The organism is Vibrio viridaestus (assembly GCF_003856525.1).
GTDB lineage: Bacteria > Pseudomonadota > Gammaproteobacteria > Enterobacterales > Vibrionaceae > Vibrio > Vibrio viridaestus.
In genome coordinates, this window is sequence record NZ_RJVQ01000019.1 from 1 (window position 1) to 15,676 (window position 15,676).

At 41.3% G+C, this 15,676-nt stretch carries 19 protein-coding genes; 4 read left to right on the forward strand and 15 right to left on the reverse strand.

All coding sequences use genetic code 11. The annotated features are described in order from the left end of the window. Window positions 1-497 precede the first annotated feature (497 nt). The 6 genes from EES38_RS21225 to dusA form a co-directional block, all read right to left on the reverse strand. Window positions 498-1,274: a phosphoadenylyl-sulfate reductase gene (locus EES38_RS21225; protein ID WP_124939217.1), complete on the reverse strand. Its 777-nt coding sequence runs from the start codon at window positions 1,272-1,274 to the stop codon at window positions 498-500. Continuing rightward, window positions 1,267-3,000, reverse strand: coding sequence for an assimilatory sulfite reductase (NADPH) hemoprotein subunit (gene cysI / locus EES38_RS21230; protein ID WP_124939218.1), 1,734 nt, complete (start codon window positions 2,998-3,000; stop codon window positions 1,267-1,269). Before cysI ends, EES38_RS21225 begins: the two co-directional genes overlap by 8 nt. Next, window positions 3,000-4,829, reverse strand: coding sequence for an assimilatory sulfite reductase (NADPH) flavoprotein subunit (locus EES38_RS21235; RefSeq protein ID WP_124939219.1), 1,830 nt, complete (start codon window positions 4,827-4,829; stop codon window positions 3,000-3,002). Before EES38_RS21235 ends, cysI begins: the two co-directional genes overlap by 1 nt. Window positions 4,830-4,940: 111 nt before the next feature. Further along, on the reverse strand, window positions 4,941-5,168 hold the full coding sequence (locus EES38_RS21240) for a hypothetical protein (RefSeq protein ID WP_124939220.1): 228 nt from the start codon (window positions 5,166-5,168) through the stop codon (window positions 4,941-4,943). Window positions 5,169-5,280: 112 nt separating this feature from the next. Further along, window positions 5,281-5,481, reverse strand: coding sequence for an envelope stress response protein PspG (pspG, locus tag EES38_RS21245; RefSeq protein ID WP_124939221.1), 201 nt, complete (start codon window positions 5,479-5,481; stop codon window positions 5,281-5,283). 172 nt (window positions 5,482-5,653) lie between these two features. After that, on the reverse strand, window positions 5,654-6,652 hold the full coding sequence (gene dusA, locus EES38_RS21250) for a tRNA dihydrouridine(20/20a) synthase DusA (protein WP_124939222.1): 999 nt from the start codon (window positions 6,650-6,652) through the stop codon (window positions 5,654-5,656). A 318-nt stretch (window positions 6,653-6,970) separates the two neighbouring features. Here dusA and zur point away from each other — a divergent pair, with 318 nt between their 5' ends. Together zur and EES38_RS21260 are read left to right on the forward strand one after the other, a co-directional pair. Beyond that, entirely contained in the window at window positions 6,971-7,429 is a 459-nt protein-coding gene (gene zur / locus EES38_RS21255; RefSeq protein WP_124939223.1) for a zinc uptake transcriptional repressor Zur, read from the forward strand. 22 nt (window positions 7,430-7,451) lie between these two features. Further along, window positions 7,452-7,913, forward strand: a complete 462-nt coding sequence (locus EES38_RS21260) for a chemotaxis protein CheX (RefSeq protein WP_124939224.1) — start codon at window positions 7,452-7,454, stop codon at window positions 7,911-7,913. A gap of 64 nt (window positions 7,914-7,977) precedes the next feature. Here the strand turns inward: EES38_RS21260 and pgi are convergent, their stop codons facing one another. Further along, window positions 7,978-9,627, reverse strand: a complete 1,650-nt coding sequence (gene pgi, locus EES38_RS21265) for a glucose-6-phosphate isomerase (RefSeq protein ID WP_124939225.1) — start codon at window positions 9,625-9,627, stop codon at window positions 7,978-7,980. A gap of 261 nt (window positions 9,628-9,888) precedes the next feature. Here pgi and EES38_RS21270 point away from each other — a divergent pair, with 261 nt between their 5' ends. Further along, complete coding sequence (locus EES38_RS21270; RefSeq protein WP_124939226.1) at window positions 9,889-10,308, forward strand: secondary thiamine-phosphate synthase enzyme YjbQ; 420 nt, start codon at window positions 9,889-9,891, stop codon at window positions 10,306-10,308. Between the two features lie 15 nt (window positions 10,309-10,323). Here the strand turns inward: EES38_RS21270 and EES38_RS21275 are convergent, their stop codons facing one another. Further along, complete coding sequence (locus EES38_RS21275; RefSeq protein ID WP_124939227.1) at window positions 10,324-11,730, reverse strand: replicative DNA helicase; 1,407 nt, start codon at window positions 11,728-11,730, stop codon at window positions 10,324-10,326. A 249-nt stretch (window positions 11,731-11,979) separates the two neighbouring features. Between EES38_RS21275 and EES38_RS21280 the strand changes: the two genes are divergently transcribed. After that, a complete protein-coding gene (locus EES38_RS21280) occupies window positions 11,980-12,738 on the forward strand; it encodes a DUF481 domain-containing protein (RefSeq protein ID WP_124939228.1) in 759 nt (252 codons plus the stop codon). Window positions 12,739-12,829: 91 nt separating this feature from the next. Here EES38_RS21280 and rplI read toward each other — a convergent pair whose 3' ends face one another. From rplI to EES38_RS21315, 7 genes are all read right to left on the reverse strand, one after another. Continuing rightward, window positions 12,830-13,279: a 50S ribosomal protein L9 gene (gene rplI, locus EES38_RS21285; protein WP_124939229.1), complete on the reverse strand. Its 450-nt coding sequence runs from the start codon at window positions 13,277-13,279 to the stop codon at window positions 12,830-12,832. A 33-nt stretch (window positions 13,280-13,312) separates the two neighbouring features. Then, window positions 13,313-13,540: a 30S ribosomal protein S18 gene (gene rpsR, locus EES38_RS21290; RefSeq protein ID WP_000090472.1), complete on the reverse strand. Its 228-nt coding sequence runs from the start codon at window positions 13,538-13,540 to the stop codon at window positions 13,313-13,315. Between the two features lie 16 nt (window positions 13,541-13,556). After that, a complete protein-coding gene (gene priB, locus EES38_RS21295; protein ID WP_124939230.1) occupies window positions 13,557-13,859 on the reverse strand; it encodes a primosomal replication protein N in 303 nt (100 codons plus the stop codon). An 8-nt stretch (window positions 13,860-13,867) separates the two neighbouring features. Next, the gene (gene rpsF, locus EES38_RS21300) at window positions 13,868-14,245 is read right to left on the reverse strand and encodes a 30S ribosomal protein S6 (RefSeq protein ID WP_124939231.1); all 378 of its coding nucleotides are present in this window, start codon (window positions 14,243-14,245) and stop codon (window positions 13,868-13,870) included. A gap of 203 nt (window positions 14,246-14,448) precedes the next feature. After that, the gene (gene bfr, locus EES38_RS21305; RefSeq protein WP_124939232.1) at window positions 14,449-14,928 is read right to left on the reverse strand and encodes a bacterioferritin; all 480 of its coding nucleotides are present in this window, start codon (window positions 14,926-14,928) and stop codon (window positions 14,449-14,451) included. 115 nt (window positions 14,929-15,043) lie between these two features. Further along, window positions 15,044-15,232 (reverse strand): (2Fe-2S)-binding protein, encoded by a 189-nt coding sequence (locus tag EES38_RS21310; RefSeq protein WP_124939233.1) that lies wholly within the window; start codon window positions 15,230-15,232, stop codon window positions 15,044-15,046. A 195-nt stretch (window positions 15,233-15,427) separates the two neighbouring features. Then, window positions 15,428-15,676 (reverse strand): EF-Tu C-terminal domain-related protein (locus EES38_RS21315; RefSeq protein ID WP_500691480.1); only part of this gene is annotated, 249 nt, incomplete at its 5' end.

The window sequence follows — 15,676 nt, forward strand, 5'->3', positions numbered from 1 at the left end:
TAATGTAATGTTGAATTGACTGTGCCAAACATTCATTCTTAAAAAGAAATCCTGTTCGATTTGGTCACTCGTATCATTGATAAAATCTTTTGGATGTTTATCCGACGAGTGCCCACACAGATTGATAGGTTTATATTGTTAAAGAGCTTCTCTTTAGTGATAACTCACTGAAGAGGCGGTCATTCTAGCGAGATAACTGTGAGTGTCAAACACTTTTTTACAATTTTCTCAGTTTTGCTTGAAGACCTAATTTTCGGAGGAAAAACCTTGTGAAGCCTTGCCTCGTCTGTGGGGTCGCATTATAGGGATCGCCGTCACATTAGCAAGTCCTTTTTACGAAAAAACTCAAAAATAAGGCTTATTCGGTGAAGTATCGACCAAACACGTATTTATCCATATTTAGTCACCGATAAGGAACAGCTTTTCCACCGAGTTATCCACAAAAAGAAAAGGGAGTCACATTGACTCCCTAAATATCGTGACAATTTTACGCAATGTTAAATACCAGAGCCGTCTTTCTCTCCATCATCTTCATGGAGACCACATTCTCTTTTTAAACCAAAAAATCGTGTATCTTCTTCCTTCATACCTGGCTCCCATTTGCGGGTAGTATGCGTATCACCCACAGATAGATAACCTTCTTCCCACAATGGATGATATGGTAGGTCATGTTCTTTTAGATAGTAATGAACATCTTTATTCGACCAGTCTATAACAGGTAAGAACTTAAATACGCCATTTTGAACTGCTAGTATCGGTAAATGCGCACGTGATTCTGACTGTTCTCGTCTTAGTCCAGAAAACCAAGTTCCCACATTTAGATCATGAAGAGCCTTTTTCATCGGCTCAACTTTATTAATGTGGTTATACTTTGTTAAGCCTTCGATACCCTGCTCCCAAAGTTTACCAAAACGAGCCTCCTGCCATGCTGGAGTAATATCTGCACGGTAAACTTTCAAGTTTAGATCGAGTTTCTCGGTTAGATGATCAATAAACTGATACGTTTCAGGGAAAAGGTACCCTGTGTCGGTCAGAACTATTGGTACATCCTTTTGAACTTCAGTAACGAGATGCAGCATTAATGCAGCCTGAATACCAAAACTAGACGATACTGCATGAGTCCCCTGCAGGTTATCTAAAGCCCATTTAACTCTTTCTTGTGCCGTCAATGTTTCCAGATATGCATTCAATTCAGCAAGGTGCAGCGATTGCTGCCCCTTAGACATTGAAAGTAATTCTGAAAGATCGGGCTTATAAAGCACACTTTCAGTCATGAAAATCCCTCTTTGAAACGACGACTTCTTTAATGATATCTGCGCGAATAACAAAATCGCCGAAGCATTCGCTATCATTACGCTCTGAAGCCCAACGGCCAACAAGCTGGTCAATTTCTTCTAGAATTTGTGCTTCAGTAATATTTTCTTTGTACATTTTCGGAACGCGAGTACCTGCGCGGTTACCACCCAGATGCAGGTTATAACGTCCAGGCGCTTTACCGACTAAACCAATTTCAGCCAGCATTGCTCGACCACAACCATTAGGACAACCTGTAACACGTAAGATAATGTTATCTTCTTTAGGTAAGCCGTTCTTCTCAAGTAACTCTTCAACCTTAGTAACAAACTCTGGTAGAAAACGTTCCGCTTCCGCCATAGCTAAAGGACAAGTAGGGAAGGCAACACACGCCATCGAGTTGATTCTCTGCTGTGACACAGAGTCGTCGATCAAACCATGATCGCGCGCGATCTTCTCTATAACGTCTTTTTGATCCGCAGGCACACCAGCAATAATTAAGTTCTGGTTCGCTGTCATTCGAAAATCCCCTTGGTGAATTTTCGCGATTTCAGCTACGCCAGTTTTTAAAGGCTTACCTGGGTAATCCAGTAAACGACCATTTTCAATAAACAGTGCTAAATGGAACTTACCGTCAATGCCTTCAACCCAACCGATACGATCACCTCGGTTAGTAAATTCGTAAGGTTTACTTTCTGCAAAAGCAATACCTGCACGTTTTTCAACTTCAGCCTTAAAGACATCGATACCTACACGATCAAGTGTGTATTTGGTTTTCGCATTCTTACGATTAGAACGGTTACCCCAGTCACGCTGTGTCGTTACAACCGCTGCTGCAATATCTAGTGTTTTCTCTACAGGGATAAAACCAAAGTCATCGGCGCGACGAGGATAAGTTGATTTATCACCGTGTGTCATCGCCAATCCACCACCAACAAGTACGTTGAAGCCGATTAGCTTGCCATTTTCAGCGATAGCAACGAAGTTCAAATCGTTTGCGTGCACATCAATATCATTGTGTGGTGGGATAACCACAGTCGTTTTAAATTTACGAGGTAGATAAGTACTACCTAGAATTGGTTCTTCGTCTGTTGTTTCAACTTTCTCACCATCAAGCCAAATCTCGGCATAAGCACGAGTCTTAGGTAATAAATGCTCACTGATCTTCTTCGCCCACTCATAGGCTTCTTGATGTAATTCAGACTCAACAGGGTTTGAAGTACATAAAACGTTACGGTTCACATCGCCTGCAGTAGCAATTGAATCGATACCAATCTTATTCAGCATCTGATGCATTGATTTAACATTAGGCTTTAGTACACCATGAAACTGGAATGTCTGACGAGTGGTCAAACGAATACTTCCATACATAGTATGTTCTGTAGCAAACTTATCGATTGCGAGCCATTGTTCTGGCTTGATAATACCGCCAGGCATACGAGCACGAAGCATTACATTATGTAATGGTTCAAGCTTTTGTTTTGTACGCTCAGCTCGAATATCTCTATCATCCTGTTGGTACATACCGTGAAAACGGATTAGCTGAAAGTTATCAGCGGTAAATCCACCAGTAATCCGATCTTGAAGATCTTGCTCGATCGTACCACGTAAGAAATTACTTTCTCTTTTTAAGCGCTCGTTATCCGAAAGAGGACCTAGCACCTCGCCTAAAACTTCCTGGACATTATTTTCAATCTTAGTGCTCATTAGTACACATCCCTCTGATAACGTTTTGCTTTTCTTAAATCGTTGATGAATTCTTCTGCTTTATCGTGACTCATATTACCTTGCTGTTCAGCAACAGTGATAAGGGCATCATTCACATCTTTTGCCATTCTTGTTGCGTCACCACATACGTAGATATAAGCCCCTTCTTGAATCCATGCCCAAACCTGCTCTGCATTCTCTAGAATACGATGCTGGACATAGACTTTCTCTTGCTGATCACGACTGAAAGCCACATCTAAACGAGTTAAAAGACCAGATTTGAGGTACTTTTGCCATTCCACTTGGTATAAAAAGTCTTGTGTGAAAGTTCTATCACCAAAGAACAACCAGTTTTTACCTTCAGCACCAAGATTGTCTCTTTCCTGAATAAAACTACGGAAAGGAGCAATACCAGTACCAGGTCCAACCATAATCACTGGCGTGTTGGTGTCCTGAGGTAATTTGAAGTTATTGTTGTTCTCAATGAAGACTTTAACGTTTTCGCCTTCTTCAAGTTGACGCCCTAAGAAACCTGACGCTCCACCAAGACGGGTTTCGCCATCTTGTTCGTATTCAACAACGCCAACAGTCAGATGCACTTCTTGATCAACTTCACTTTGGCTAGACGCAATAGAATACAGACGAGGAGTCAAACGGCGTAATAGACTAATAAGCTGTTCAGCCGTTAGTTTCGTTTCAGCCAGTTTCAACACATCAACAACTTGATGGTTTGCCGAAAACTCACGTAATGCATCTTTGTTTTCAACCAACGCAGTTAGAGCTTTAGCATCAGACAATTCCGCAAGTTTTGTGATCAACTGCGGATTTGACGCTGTAATTTCGTATTTACTGACCAGGGCACTGTGAATTGAAAGACTCTCACCATCCACTTCGACGCTCTCTGCCCCAGATAGACCAACAGCACTCAGGACGTCATTCGCCAAGTCACAATCGTTTTCATACCAAACACCTAGTGCATCACCAGGCTGGTAAGTTAATCCTGAACCTTCAAGATCAACTTCAATATGGCGAACATCTTTTCCTGAATCACGACCTGTGATTTTCTGGCTAGTTAGTAGTGTCGCTGCAAATGGATTTTGTTTGTTATATTGTGAAGCTGAAGGTGTCGCATTGGCACTGAACAAAGGTGCAGTCGCAGTTTGAGTTTCCCCAAGAGACTCTTTAACTCTGCTTAATGCTTCCTTGCGCCATTCAGCGGCCTGCTCTTCATAATCTACATCACAATCCACACGTTCAATAAATGAAGTCGCGCCCTGCTTAGATAAAAATGCGTCAAAATCTTTGCCTGTCTGACAGAAGAATTCGTAACTAGAATCTCCTAGTCCCAAAACACCATATTTAAGATTTGGTAACTTAGGTGCTTTTTTAGATTGTAAGAACTCATGCAGCTCTAGAGCATTATCAGGAGCTTCACCTTCCCCATTGGTGGAAGATACGAAAATAACGTGAGTCTCTTTTGCGAGATCTTTTCCTTTGTAATCACTGGCATCAAACAATTGAACCGGAATACTCAATGCTTCCGCTTCTTGTTCAAGAGCCTCGGCAACACCTTTCGCGTTACCTGTTTGAGATGCGTAAATAATAGTGAGTTTACCGGCTGCCTGAGGCTGACCTCCAGGCTGGATAGATTGCGTAACACCAGCTGTTGCTGATTGAGATTGACTAACACCCCAAAAGTAGCCACTCACCCATGCGAGTTGAGACGGGGATAATTGAGAAGCAGCCTGCTGAAGCAGATTTGCTTGAGAATCATTTAAAGGGCTAGCTAAAGCAGCTAGCTCGTTTGGATTATTATTTGCTGAAGACATCGTCACGACTTCCTTATTCATTGCGTGACGATAGATTAACCACTAACCTTAATAACAAGAAAGAATAGATGAGTATGTTTTATAACTTTTTGGAAGAAAAAATAATGATAACTAAGATTCTATTCTTACTTGTTTGAACCCGACTTCCATTGCAGACCTTGAAGCATGGCCCACATCGTTGTAATGACACTCCTCTCCGTGAGGATCCGTCATGACAACAAACCCTCCCTGAGCATGTTTAAATTCTACGATCCACTTACCTTCTTCAGAGAAAGGTTCAATGATAGCCTCGACAAGTAAGTTGCCTTTGTACAGACTTTGTAACTCTTCAATAGTCATCTCGAGAACTCCACACTAAGAAGCTAAGCGCTACTATTAATAGTAATAATAGTCGACTATCGAGATGTTAAAAATATGTTTCATCAAAATAGTGGAAAAGATGTGAAGACGATTAGAACTTATTCTTCTTAACTAGCCAAACCACAATGGCTATAACCACCAGCCAGGGCACTAACTTGATTACAAGTGAGAGGGTTCCTAACAGTACCATCACGACTGTTGTGATAATAAAGGCAGCAACCATACCAAAGGCTGTTATACCGATAACAAATAGTGACGAAACAAAAATCAGGAAAATAAGTAACTCAAACACGATGTTCTCCTGGTAATTCAATTCTAAAAAGATAAGCACAATGCATACCAGTATAAACTGGTGTCATCTTTTCAATAATCAACTGATATATAAAGAAAAAGGAGTGTCACCTTAATTAGTAACACTCCTTCGTACAATTTGTTTGGCTATATTCACTACATTCTGGTGAATTTTACACATCTAGCTCTTGCGGTATTTTAGCCAACGCAGCTTCAATCACTTCAATACCCGCCCCTTGTTTATGCGCATTTTCACTGATATAGCGACGCCACTGACGAGCTCCAGGCATATTCTGAAATAGTCCAATCATGTGCCTTGATATGTGCCCGAGAAAAGCCCCTTGAGTTAATTGTTCCTCAATATAAGGATACATGGCCTTAACCACTTCCGAGCGTTTTTTGACTGGTTTCATATCACCAAATACTCTTTGGTCGACTTCAGCCAAAATATAGGGATTTTGGTAAGCCTCTCTTCCCACCATAACGCCATCAACAAATTTTAGATGCTCCTGAGCTTCTTCCAGCGATTTGATTCCACCATTCATCGACATCATTAAATGTGGAAAATCTTGCTTGAGCTGATAAACGCGCGGGTAATCTAATGGCGGAATCTCACGGTTCTCTTTTGGACTTAGACCATTAAGCCAAGCCTTGCGTGCATGAATTGTAAACTGTTCACATCCACCCTTTTCAGAAACAGTCTCGATGAAGTCCGCTAAAAACTCATAGCTGTCCTGATCATCAATACCAATACGTGTTTTAACGGTTACCGGAATATCAACGACATTCTTCATCGCCGACACACAGTCAGCGACTAACTTAGCCTCTCCCATTAGACAAGCGCCAAAACGCCCATTTTGAACTCTATCTGAAGGACAACCTACATTAAGATTTATCTCATCATATCCACGCTCGTAAGCTAACTTCGCACAGACAGCAAGATCCTCTGGATTTGATCCACCTAACTGTAATGCAACTGGATGCTCTGATTCATTATATTTTAGGAAGTCGCCTCTCCCATGAATAATCGCACCAGTCGTTACCATCTCGGTATACAAAAGGCTCTGTGCAGACAGCAACCGATGAAAATACCGGCAATGACGATCTGTCCAATCGAGCATTGGAGCGACAGAAAAGCGCAATGATGGATGACCTGCAGTTTGTGAATTCATCGGAGTTCCATTAGTTCTATTGATAATCAGCGCGGATTATACATATCTCACCATCAAGTTTCTAAAAAGTTTAGACTTGGATATAAAGACGATGTTTATTCTCAACTCACATTCTTGATGAAAGATATTGTTTATAAATGAGTTAGATCCTTTTTCATCATAGACGGTCTAAACACTATCGTTTCTACGTAAGATAAGGTAACTTAGTCACATAATCGAAATTATATCGGCATCAATAACGCCATAGAGAATACAATAGCCAAGTAAGATAAGGGTATTGTGCCTAAAATGGTATATTATTAATAAAGTCCAATAACTATGGTGATGAATTTGGACCTAAACTTAACAAAACAGATTGAAGAGATATGTACTGCTAGAGGAGTCCGTCTCACTTCGCAGAGAAAACGGGTGTTTGAGCTAATCTGTTCGAGTCAAAAAGCCTCGAGCGCTTACGAGTTACTCGAAGATCTCAAACAGAGTGAACCACAAGCTAAGCCACCGACAGTTTATAGAGCGCTGGACTTTCTGCTAGAGCAAGGATTCATACATAGAGTAGAGTCCACTAACAGTTTTATATCTTGTTGCTCCTGCAACGCCCACAAGCATTATTCGCATCTATTAATCTGCGATAAATGCAGTGATGTTATCGAACTTCAAGACGATAACTTAGTTGCTTCGTTGGAAAGTAATGCGGAGAAACACGGCTTTAAAATCGTCAACCATGTCATCGAGTCTCATGGTATATGTAAAACGTGTTCCTCTAAAGAAAAGAGTTAATATACAGAAGAATATGAATATTATGCGTGCAGAATTTGTGAATCCATTTTTAGCCTCTTTGATGAATGTCCTTAAGACTATGGCATCTTTGGAGCTAAAACCTCAGAAACCCCGTATCAAGAAAGATGAAATCGCACGTGGTGATGTTTCGGGTCTGATTGGTATGGTTGGTGATAAGTCTCGTGGTTCAATGTCTATCACCTTCGATGAGAGCCTTGCCCTTGAAATCATGCAAAATATGCTCGGCGAACGCCCAAACGGTCTGAATGAAGAAGTCACCGATATGGTTGGGGAAATTACGAATATGGTAACCGGTGGTGCCAAACGTATCCTAGCAGAAAGTGGCTTTGATTTTGACATGGCGACGCCCGTAGTTGTATCTGGTCGTGGGCACACGATTCGTCATAAGTGTGAAGGTTCCATTATCATCATGCCGTTCACCTCACAATGGGGTAATGCCTTCATCGAAATTTGTTTTGAATAACAAAACTGAATTCATAAAAAAAAGCTTGGTGAATGCCAAGCTTTTTTGTTTCCAATCCTACGTATTAACGCATCGCTTTGTAAGCATTAATCAGACCGTTAGTCGAACTATCATGAGATGAGACTTCCGTACCATCTTCAAGCTCAGGCAGAATAGCGTTTGCTAGCTGTTTACCTAATTCAACACCCCATTGGTCAAACGTGAAAATATTCCAAATAACACCTTGAGTGAAGATCTTATGCTCGTAAATAGCGATAAGGTTACCCAGCGTACGTGGAGTAATCTCTTTAACTAAGATAGAGTTAGTTGGGCGATTACCTTCAAAGACCTTAAACGGTACTAATTCAGCCACTTCATCAGCCGATTTGCCCGCTTTGATAAATTCGGCTTCTACCTGTTCTTTCGTTTTACCAAATGCCAACGCTTCAGTTTGAGCAAAGAAATTAGACAACAGCTTATTGTGATGATCCGATGTTGGGTTATGAGAAACAGCAGGAGCGATGAAGTCACAAGGAATTATTTTTGTTCCCTGATGGATCAACTGATAGAAGGCATGCTGACCATTAGTGCCTGGCTCACCCCAAATAATTGGGCCAGTTTGATAATCAACAGCGTTACCATTTCGGTCAACATACTTACCATTCGATTCCATGTTTCCTTGTTGGAAATAAGCGGCAAAACGGTGCATATATTGATCGTAAGGTAAAATAGCTTCAGACTCGGCACCATAGAAGTTATTGTACCAAATACCAATTAGCGCCATCAGTACAGGAATGTTCTCTTCAAATGGTGTTTCTGCAAAATAGGTATCCACTTCGTGAGCACCAGACAACAACTCAACAAAGTTGTCGTAACCGATACCCAAAATAATAGAAAGACCAATTGCCGACCATAAAGAGTAGCGGCCACCAACCCAATTCCAGAACTCAAACATGTTCGCAGTATCAATACCGAACGCAGACACAGCATCACTGTTTGTCGACAAGGCTGCAAAGTGTTTTGCAACTTCAGACTCAGACTTAGCAGTCTTTAAGAACCAGTCTCTTGCAGTATGAGCATTTGTCATTGTTTCCTGAGTGGTAAACGTCTTAGATGCCACCAAGAACATGGTTGTTTCAGGATCCACTTTCTTTAAAACTTCCGCAATATGTGTACCATCGACGTTGGATACAAAGTGAAGATTTAAATGATTCTTATATGGCTTAAGCGCTTCTGTCACCATATACGGTCCAAGATCAGAACCACCGATACCAATGTTTACGATATCTGTAATGGCTTTGCCTGTATAACCTTTCCACTCACCAGAAATAACACGCTCAGAGAAACTTTTCATTTTTTCTAGAACTGCGTTAACTGCAGGCATCACATCTTCCCCATCAGAGTAGATAGGCGTATTGCTGCGGTTACGTAATGCCACATGAAGAACTGAACGATCTTCAGTTTTATTGATCTTTTCTCCGCTAAACATCGCTTTGATTGCAGACTTAAGATCGGTCTGATCTGCAAGATCCAAAAGAAGTTCTAGCGTTTCCTTAGTAATAAGGTTTTTTGAATAGTCGATTAGGATATCGTCACCAAAACGCTTTGAAAATGCATCAAATCGATTTGGTTCTTGTGCGAATAAATCTTTGAGTTGTGTATCTTTCGTTTGTTCAAAATGTGCAGTTAACGCTTTCCAAGCTGCCGTTTCAGTTGGGTTGATATTTTTAAGCATGGTATCTTTCCCGATAGTATATTGGCTTAACCCTGTTACTCGCCTCCTCGCCAGTAACAGACCCCCGATTTAATAATTCTAAATAAAATGATTAAAAGTCACGGCTGAGATTATACTTAATTTTCGACGCGAAATTATGTTTTAGCTCAAAGCTCAAGACTCCTAACCTGAATCCTGTGTACAGACTATTGTATTGTAATACGACAAAAGTCACTATAGAGATGATGTATGAATTAAACAATCAATCTAATAGGTAAAACAATGTGGATACAAAAAACGATAATATTAAAACCTAAAAGTCGTGGATTTCACCTCATCACCAATGAAGTCATCAATAAACTTGACGAGATCCATACTGTCACGACGGGACTTCTCCACTTATTTATTCAGCATACATCAGCCAGTTTAACAATTAATGAAAATGCGGATCCAACCGTTAGATCGGATATGGAACAGCACTTTAATCATTTTGTACCTGAGCGAGCAAAATACTATCAGCATACCTATGAAGGTGACGATGATATGCCCGCACATATTAAAGCATCAATACTGGGGCCATCAGTGTCAATCCCTATAACAAATGGACAGCTTGCTCTGGGAACATGGCAAGGAATATATCTGGGTGAGCATCGTGATTATGGTGGCAATCGACGTATCATCGCCACCATTCAGGGAGAGTAACACGAGTGTTAGCAATTACTCGTCGTCAAATGATGGGCCAGCGTAATTATCAAAACGAGAGTATTGACCTTGGAATGTCAGGCGAACGGAACCGATAGGACCATTACGCTGTTTACCAAGAATAATTTCAGCCGTTCCCTTCATCGCACTATCGGGGTGATAAACTTCATCTCGATAAATGAACATAATCAAGTCGGCATCCTGCTCGATAGAACCTGATTCACGTAAGTCTGAGTTTACCGGACGTTTATCCGCACGTTGCTCCAAAGAACGGTTCAACTGTGATAGCGCAACGACTGGCACATTCAATTCTTTGGCCAATGCTTTAAGAGAACGTGATATCTCGGCAATTTCCAGTGTACGGTTATCCGACAATGAAGGTACGCGCATTAACTGCAAATAGTCAATCATGATGAGAGAAAGACCACCATGCTCACGAGCCAATCTCCTCGCTCGAGAACGTAATTCGGTGGGAGTCAGACCAGAACTGTCATCGATAAACATGTTCTTCTTTTCCATCAGAATACCCATTGTTGACGAGATTCTAGCCCAATCTTCATCATCCAAATGCCCTGTTCTGATTTTCGTCTGATCAACTCGAGACAGAGAGGCGAGCATACGCATCATAATTTGTTCGGATGGCATCTCTAGGGAGAAAATCAGCACAGGTTTATCTTGCTCCATCGCTGCGTTCTCACAAAGGTTCATCGCGAATGTGGTTTTACCCATCGATGGACGCGCCGCAACAATAATCAAATCAGATGGCTGTAGACCGGCCGTCTTCTTATTGAGGTCAGAAAAGCCGGTATTCACGCCGGTCACGCCATCCTGAGGGCTTTTATACAAGATCTCGATACGCTCTAGAGTTTTCTCCAGAATCGAGTCTACATTTTTGGGGCCTTCATTCTCATTAGCACGCGACTCGGCAATAGCGAAAACTTTACTCTCTGCTAAGTCTAATAAATCTTCAGAACTTCTTCCCTGAGGATCATAGCCCGCATCAGCAATTTCATTTGCAACACCAATAAGGTTACGAACTAGGGCACGCTCTGCGACAATATCCGCATAGGCATTAATATTCGCGGCACTTGGTGTATTCTTGGCAAGATCAGCCAAATACGCAAAACCGCCAATATCATCAAGTTGTTCACGCAGCTCTAAGTGTTCAGAAAGTGTAATAAGATCGAGAGGCTTACTGGATTCTAAAATGGTCTTGATACCATCAAAAATAAGTCGATGTGGGCGACTGTAGAAATCAGATGCTATCACTCTTTCCGCGACTGTATCCCAACGCTCATTGTCTAACAGAAGACCACCTAAAACTGATTGCTCAGCCTCCAATGAATGTGGAGGAGTTTTAATCGCTTCGACTTGGGCGTCCTGATTCTTACGATATCGATTATCAGTTTTCGGGTCTGCCATAATATTACTCAGTTGTACCATCAAAGATCTAGATTATTGGCTTTGCATGATACCCAAATTCTTCACCCGCTCCAAACGGTTCTGATATTGGCAGATAAATAAATCGGCATGAGCTAGAGAAACTAAACGCGAAGAGTCGTTGTCTATCAAGGACTAGAAGAGAATTAACGGCAAACTGACTCATCTGGTAAGATTCGCTCTTATCATTAACGAATACTACGCTTAGTTTTTAACTATTAAGGACCCCCTGTGACTAAATATTGGTTATCGATATTCTGCTTGTTTATTCCCTTAGCTGTACAAGCAAAAGACGATGCCAACGACGATCTGGAAGTACCTTCTCCCTGGAAAGTTCAGGTCGAGTTCGGATTTCGTAAACTGACAGGCAACACCGAATCAGAATCAATCAATACTGCTCTCCATGGTGAATACACACGTGGACGCTACCGAACCAATGCAGATTATGAGTTTTATCGTTTAGAGAAATATGGTGTAGAAACCAAGCGTCGATCAACCTATGGATTGCAAAACGACATTAAATTTGGACCTAAGGTGTACTTTTATACCAGTTATAAAGGACTTGATACGGAATATACGGCTTATTATAAAGATCATACTGTGTCAGCGGGTTTAGGTTATCAATTTATCTTTACCGATAAGTTCACATTAGAAGGTGAGTTGGGCCCTGGGTATCGATACCAAAAGCCGAATCTTGACGAGATTGGCAGCCGCGACATTGTTTTTGACGCTAAGGTGGAAGAACCGATTGTGCGTGGCAGTATAAAAAGTCACTGGAAAATTTTGGATAACTTGTCTTTCGATGGCGATGTAACAACGATCTCAGGTAACAGCAATACATTGGTTACGACCGATCTTGGAGTGACGACAAATGTCACCGAAGGCATTGCGATTAAAGTAAATTATAACCGCCAGTATCACTCAAGAGTCCCAACAGGGCTAAGTAAAAAAGACTCGATCACAGAATTTAATATTATGTTCTCGTTCTGATACCGAGTAACTGTTGAGAGTTACTGATGTAAAGTCAAAACATAAAAAAACACCAGCCAATTGGCTGGTGTTTTTAAATTGATAACTGAAATTATTCAGCAACAACTTGTACTTTAACGTCAGCAAATACTTCTGAGTGAAGTTGAATAGAGATTTCGAATTCGCCAGTAGTACGTAGAGCACCTTCTGGAAGACGAACTTCACTTTTCTTAACTTCAACGCCAGCTGCAGTGATTGCATCAGCGATGTCACGAGTACCGATAGAACCGAATAGTTTACCTTCGTCACCCGCTTTAGATGCGATAACAACTGCTTCTAGAGCACTTACTTTGTCTGCACGATCTTGTGCAGCTGATAGTTCTTCAGCAACCTTAGCTTCTAGTTCAGCACGACGACTTTCGAACATTTCAACGTTAGTTTTAGTTGCCATTACAGCCTTACCTTGAGGGATAAGGAAGTTACGAGCGTAACCAGATTTAACGCTTACTGTATCGCCAAGACCACCTAGGTTACCGATTTTATCAAGTAGAATAACTTGCATTGCTTAATCCTCTTTCTTAATAAACGGTGCCAATTACTGATGTTTGTCAGTGTATGGCAGTAGAGCTAGGTAGCGTGAACGTTTGATTGCACGAGCTAGCTGACGCTGATATTTAGCGCTTGTACCAGTGATACGGCTAGGTACGATTTTACCAGCTTCAGTGATGTAGTTTTTAAGAGTTGCTACGTCTTTGTAATCAATCTCTTGTACGCCTTCTGCAGTGAAACGGCAGAATTTACGACGACGGAAGAAACGAGCCATGGGCTATCTCCTGATCTTAAATTTGAGTAATGTTGTCAGCATGAAGTACCAATTTTCCTACGCCATTTCGGCCAGTCTGGTAAGCCATAAAACCACTTACCTTGATACTACTGCCTTGCACTAAATTCTGAGTATTTAAATGTGACTCATTACCACTAACGACAACTGGCATAAGACAATATACTTGCCTTGTGAAGCCTGCTTCTAATTGATTAGAACGATGTTCTAGCCAAAAGCGACAATGCTCAATTCCCGAAGGGCTTTTACTACGAATAGGAGGCTTGGTAATGCTACCAGTAATCTCCATTCGATTAGTCATATAACTAATTACTCAGCAGCTTCTTCTGCTCTATCTTCACGCTCTTCACGACGAGGAGCACGCTCTTCTTTCGCTTTTAGCATGATAGATGGTTCAGTGATAGCCGCTTTAGTGCGCATAATCATGTTACGTAGAACTGCATCGTTGTAACGGAAAGCAGTTTCTAGTTCATCAATAACAGCTTGGTCAGCTTCAACGTTCATAAGAACGTAGTGAGCTTTGTGTAGCTTGTTGATTGGGTAAGCCAGTTGACGACGACCCCAGTCTTCTAGACGGTGGATAGTACCGCCAGCTTCAGTGATAGAACCAGTGTAACGCTCGATCATGCCAGCAACCTGCTCGCTTTGATCTGGGTGCACCATGAATACGATTTCGTAATGACGCATGTTTGCTCCTTACGGATTATTCAGCTTCCAAACTTGGCCCGGTCATCCAGAGGAAGCAAGGAACGATAGTAAGTGACCGAGAAATTAAGGAGTCGAATAGTACAGAAAGGAAGCAATTTACGCAAGTGAATTATGCGAAAGGAAAAAGAAAAGTCCTTGTTCTAATTTTTACGGGCGTACAACACCGCTCGCCCAGAAATTAGTTAGTCGTCTTCATCTACGAATTGAGCTTGAAGGTAGTTCTCGATACCTGTCATATCTATCAGCCCTAACTGGGTTTCCAACCAATCGACATGATCTTCTTCATCTTCGAGTATGTCTTGGAAAATATCTCTTGAAACATAATCTCGAATATTCTCAGCGTAGGCAATCGCATCACGGAGATCAGGAATAGCTTTCATCTCAACCTTTAGGTCGCACTCAAGCATTTCCTTGACGTCTTCTCCAATAAGAAGTTTACCCAAGTCCTGCAAGTTAGGAATGCCCTCTAAAAACAAGATACGTTCGATAAGATGATCGGCATGCTTCATCTCATCAATGGACTCATGATATTCCTTATCAGCCAGATGCTTTAGTCCCCAGTCTTTATACATACGAGCGTGAAGAAAGTACTGGTTAATAGCGATAAGTTCGTTGCCGAGAATTTTATTCAGGTGTTGAATTATGATTGGATCGCCTTTCATGACAATATCTCCTCTTTATGCTCATTTACCATAGACCTTTTTCGATTCATTAGTCAAATTTTGAGCAAAAAGAATTCTTGTCATTTAAGACAATTTTCAGATAGATACCATTTTCTTAGCTGGCTTCTAGGTACTGGACCGATATTGCGTCATTCACCACTTCTTTGGCCAAACGTACGCACTTACCGCACTGGCTACCTAATGCAGTACAGCGTCTTATCTCGCGAAAATCCGTTATATTTTTTTCTAACACGAGTTTTTTTAACGTTTTATCTGACACAGAATGGCAAACACAAACAATCATCGATAATCACCTCTCTCTACGAACAACAATATAAACGATAACTATTACTATTTCCATAAAGAGCAACGTAAATTGTGAGATCGATTAGTTATATAAAAGGATTAGAATAAAAGAGAAATGAAAGTTATACATTGAAATACATATTAAAAAAGGAGGCATAAGCCTCCTTTTTTTGGTTTGTTCTAGAATCTGCAATTAAGCGAAGATTTTAGCTACAACACCAGCACCAACTGTACGGCCACCTTCGCGGATTGCGAAACGTAGACCTTCGTCCATCGCGATTGGCGCGATTAACTCAACAGTCATCTTGATGTTGTCACCAGGCATTACCATTTCTACGCCTTCTGGTAGCTCGATGTTACCAGTTACGTCAGTTGTACGGAAGTAGAACTGTGGACGGTAGCCTTTGAAGAATGGAGTGTGACGACCACCTTCATCTTTAGA

What these genes read in the sequence shown, in the direction of transcription:
- EES38_RS21225 (WP_124939217.1), bottom strand. Translation starts at nt 1,274, where the DNA reads ATGACTGAAAGTGTGCTTTATAAGCCCGATCTTTCAGAATTACTTTCA.
- cysI (WP_124939218.1), bottom strand. Translation starts at nt 3,000, where the DNA reads ATGAGCACTAAGATTGAAAATAATGTCCAGGAAGTTTTAGGCGAGGTG.
- EES38_RS21235 (WP_124939219.1), bottom strand. Translation starts at nt 4,829, where the DNA reads ATGTCTTCAGCAAATAATAATCCAAACGAGCTAGCTGCTTTAGCTAGC.
- EES38_RS21240 (WP_124939220.1), bottom strand. Translation starts at nt 5,168, where the DNA reads ATGACTATTGAAGAGTTACAAAGTCTGTACAAAGGCAACTTACTTGTC.
- dusA (WP_124939222.1), bottom strand. Translation starts at nt 6,652, where the DNA reads ATGAATTCACAAACTGCAGGTCATCCATCATTGCGCTTTTCTGTCGCT.
- zur (WP_124939223.1), top strand. Translation starts at nt 6,971, where the DNA reads ATGGTGATGAATTTGGACCTAAACTTAACAAAACAGATTGAAGAGATA.
- EES38_RS21260 (WP_124939224.1), top strand. Translation starts at nt 7,452, where the DNA reads ATGCGTGCAGAATTTGTGAATCCATTTTTAGCCTCTTTGATGAATGTC.
- pgi (WP_124939225.1), bottom strand. Translation starts at nt 9,627, where the DNA reads ATGCTTAAAAATATCAACCCAACTGAAACGGCAGCTTGGAAAGCGTTA.
- EES38_RS21270 (WP_124939226.1), top strand. Translation starts at nt 9,889, where the DNA reads ATGTGGATACAAAAAACGATAATATTAAAACCTAAAAGTCGTGGATTT.
- EES38_RS21275 (WP_124939227.1), bottom strand. Translation starts at nt 11,730, where the DNA reads ATGGCAGACCCGAAAACTGATAATCGATATCGTAAGAATCAGGACGCC.
- rplI (WP_124939229.1), bottom strand. Translation starts at nt 13,279, where the DNA reads ATGCAAGTTATTCTACTTGATAAAATCGGTAACCTAGGTGGTCTTGGC.
- rpsR (WP_000090472.1), bottom strand. Translation starts at nt 13,540, where the DNA reads ATGGCTCGTTTCTTCCGTCGTCGTAAATTCTGCCGTTTCACTGCAGAA.
- priB (WP_124939230.1), bottom strand. Translation starts at nt 13,859, where the DNA reads ATGACTAATCGAATGGAGATTACTGGTAGCATTACCAAGCCTCCTATT.
- rpsF (WP_124939231.1), bottom strand. Translation starts at nt 14,245, where the DNA reads ATGCGTCATTACGAAATCGTATTCATGGTGCACCCAGATCAAAGCGAG.
- bfr (WP_124939232.1), bottom strand. Translation starts at nt 14,928, where the DNA reads ATGAAAGGCGATCCAATCATAATTCAACACCTGAATAAAATTCTCGGC.
- EES38_RS21310 (WP_124939233.1), bottom strand. Translation starts at nt 15,232, where the DNA reads ATGATTGTTTGTGTTTGCCATTCTGTGTCAGATAAAACGTTAAAAAAA.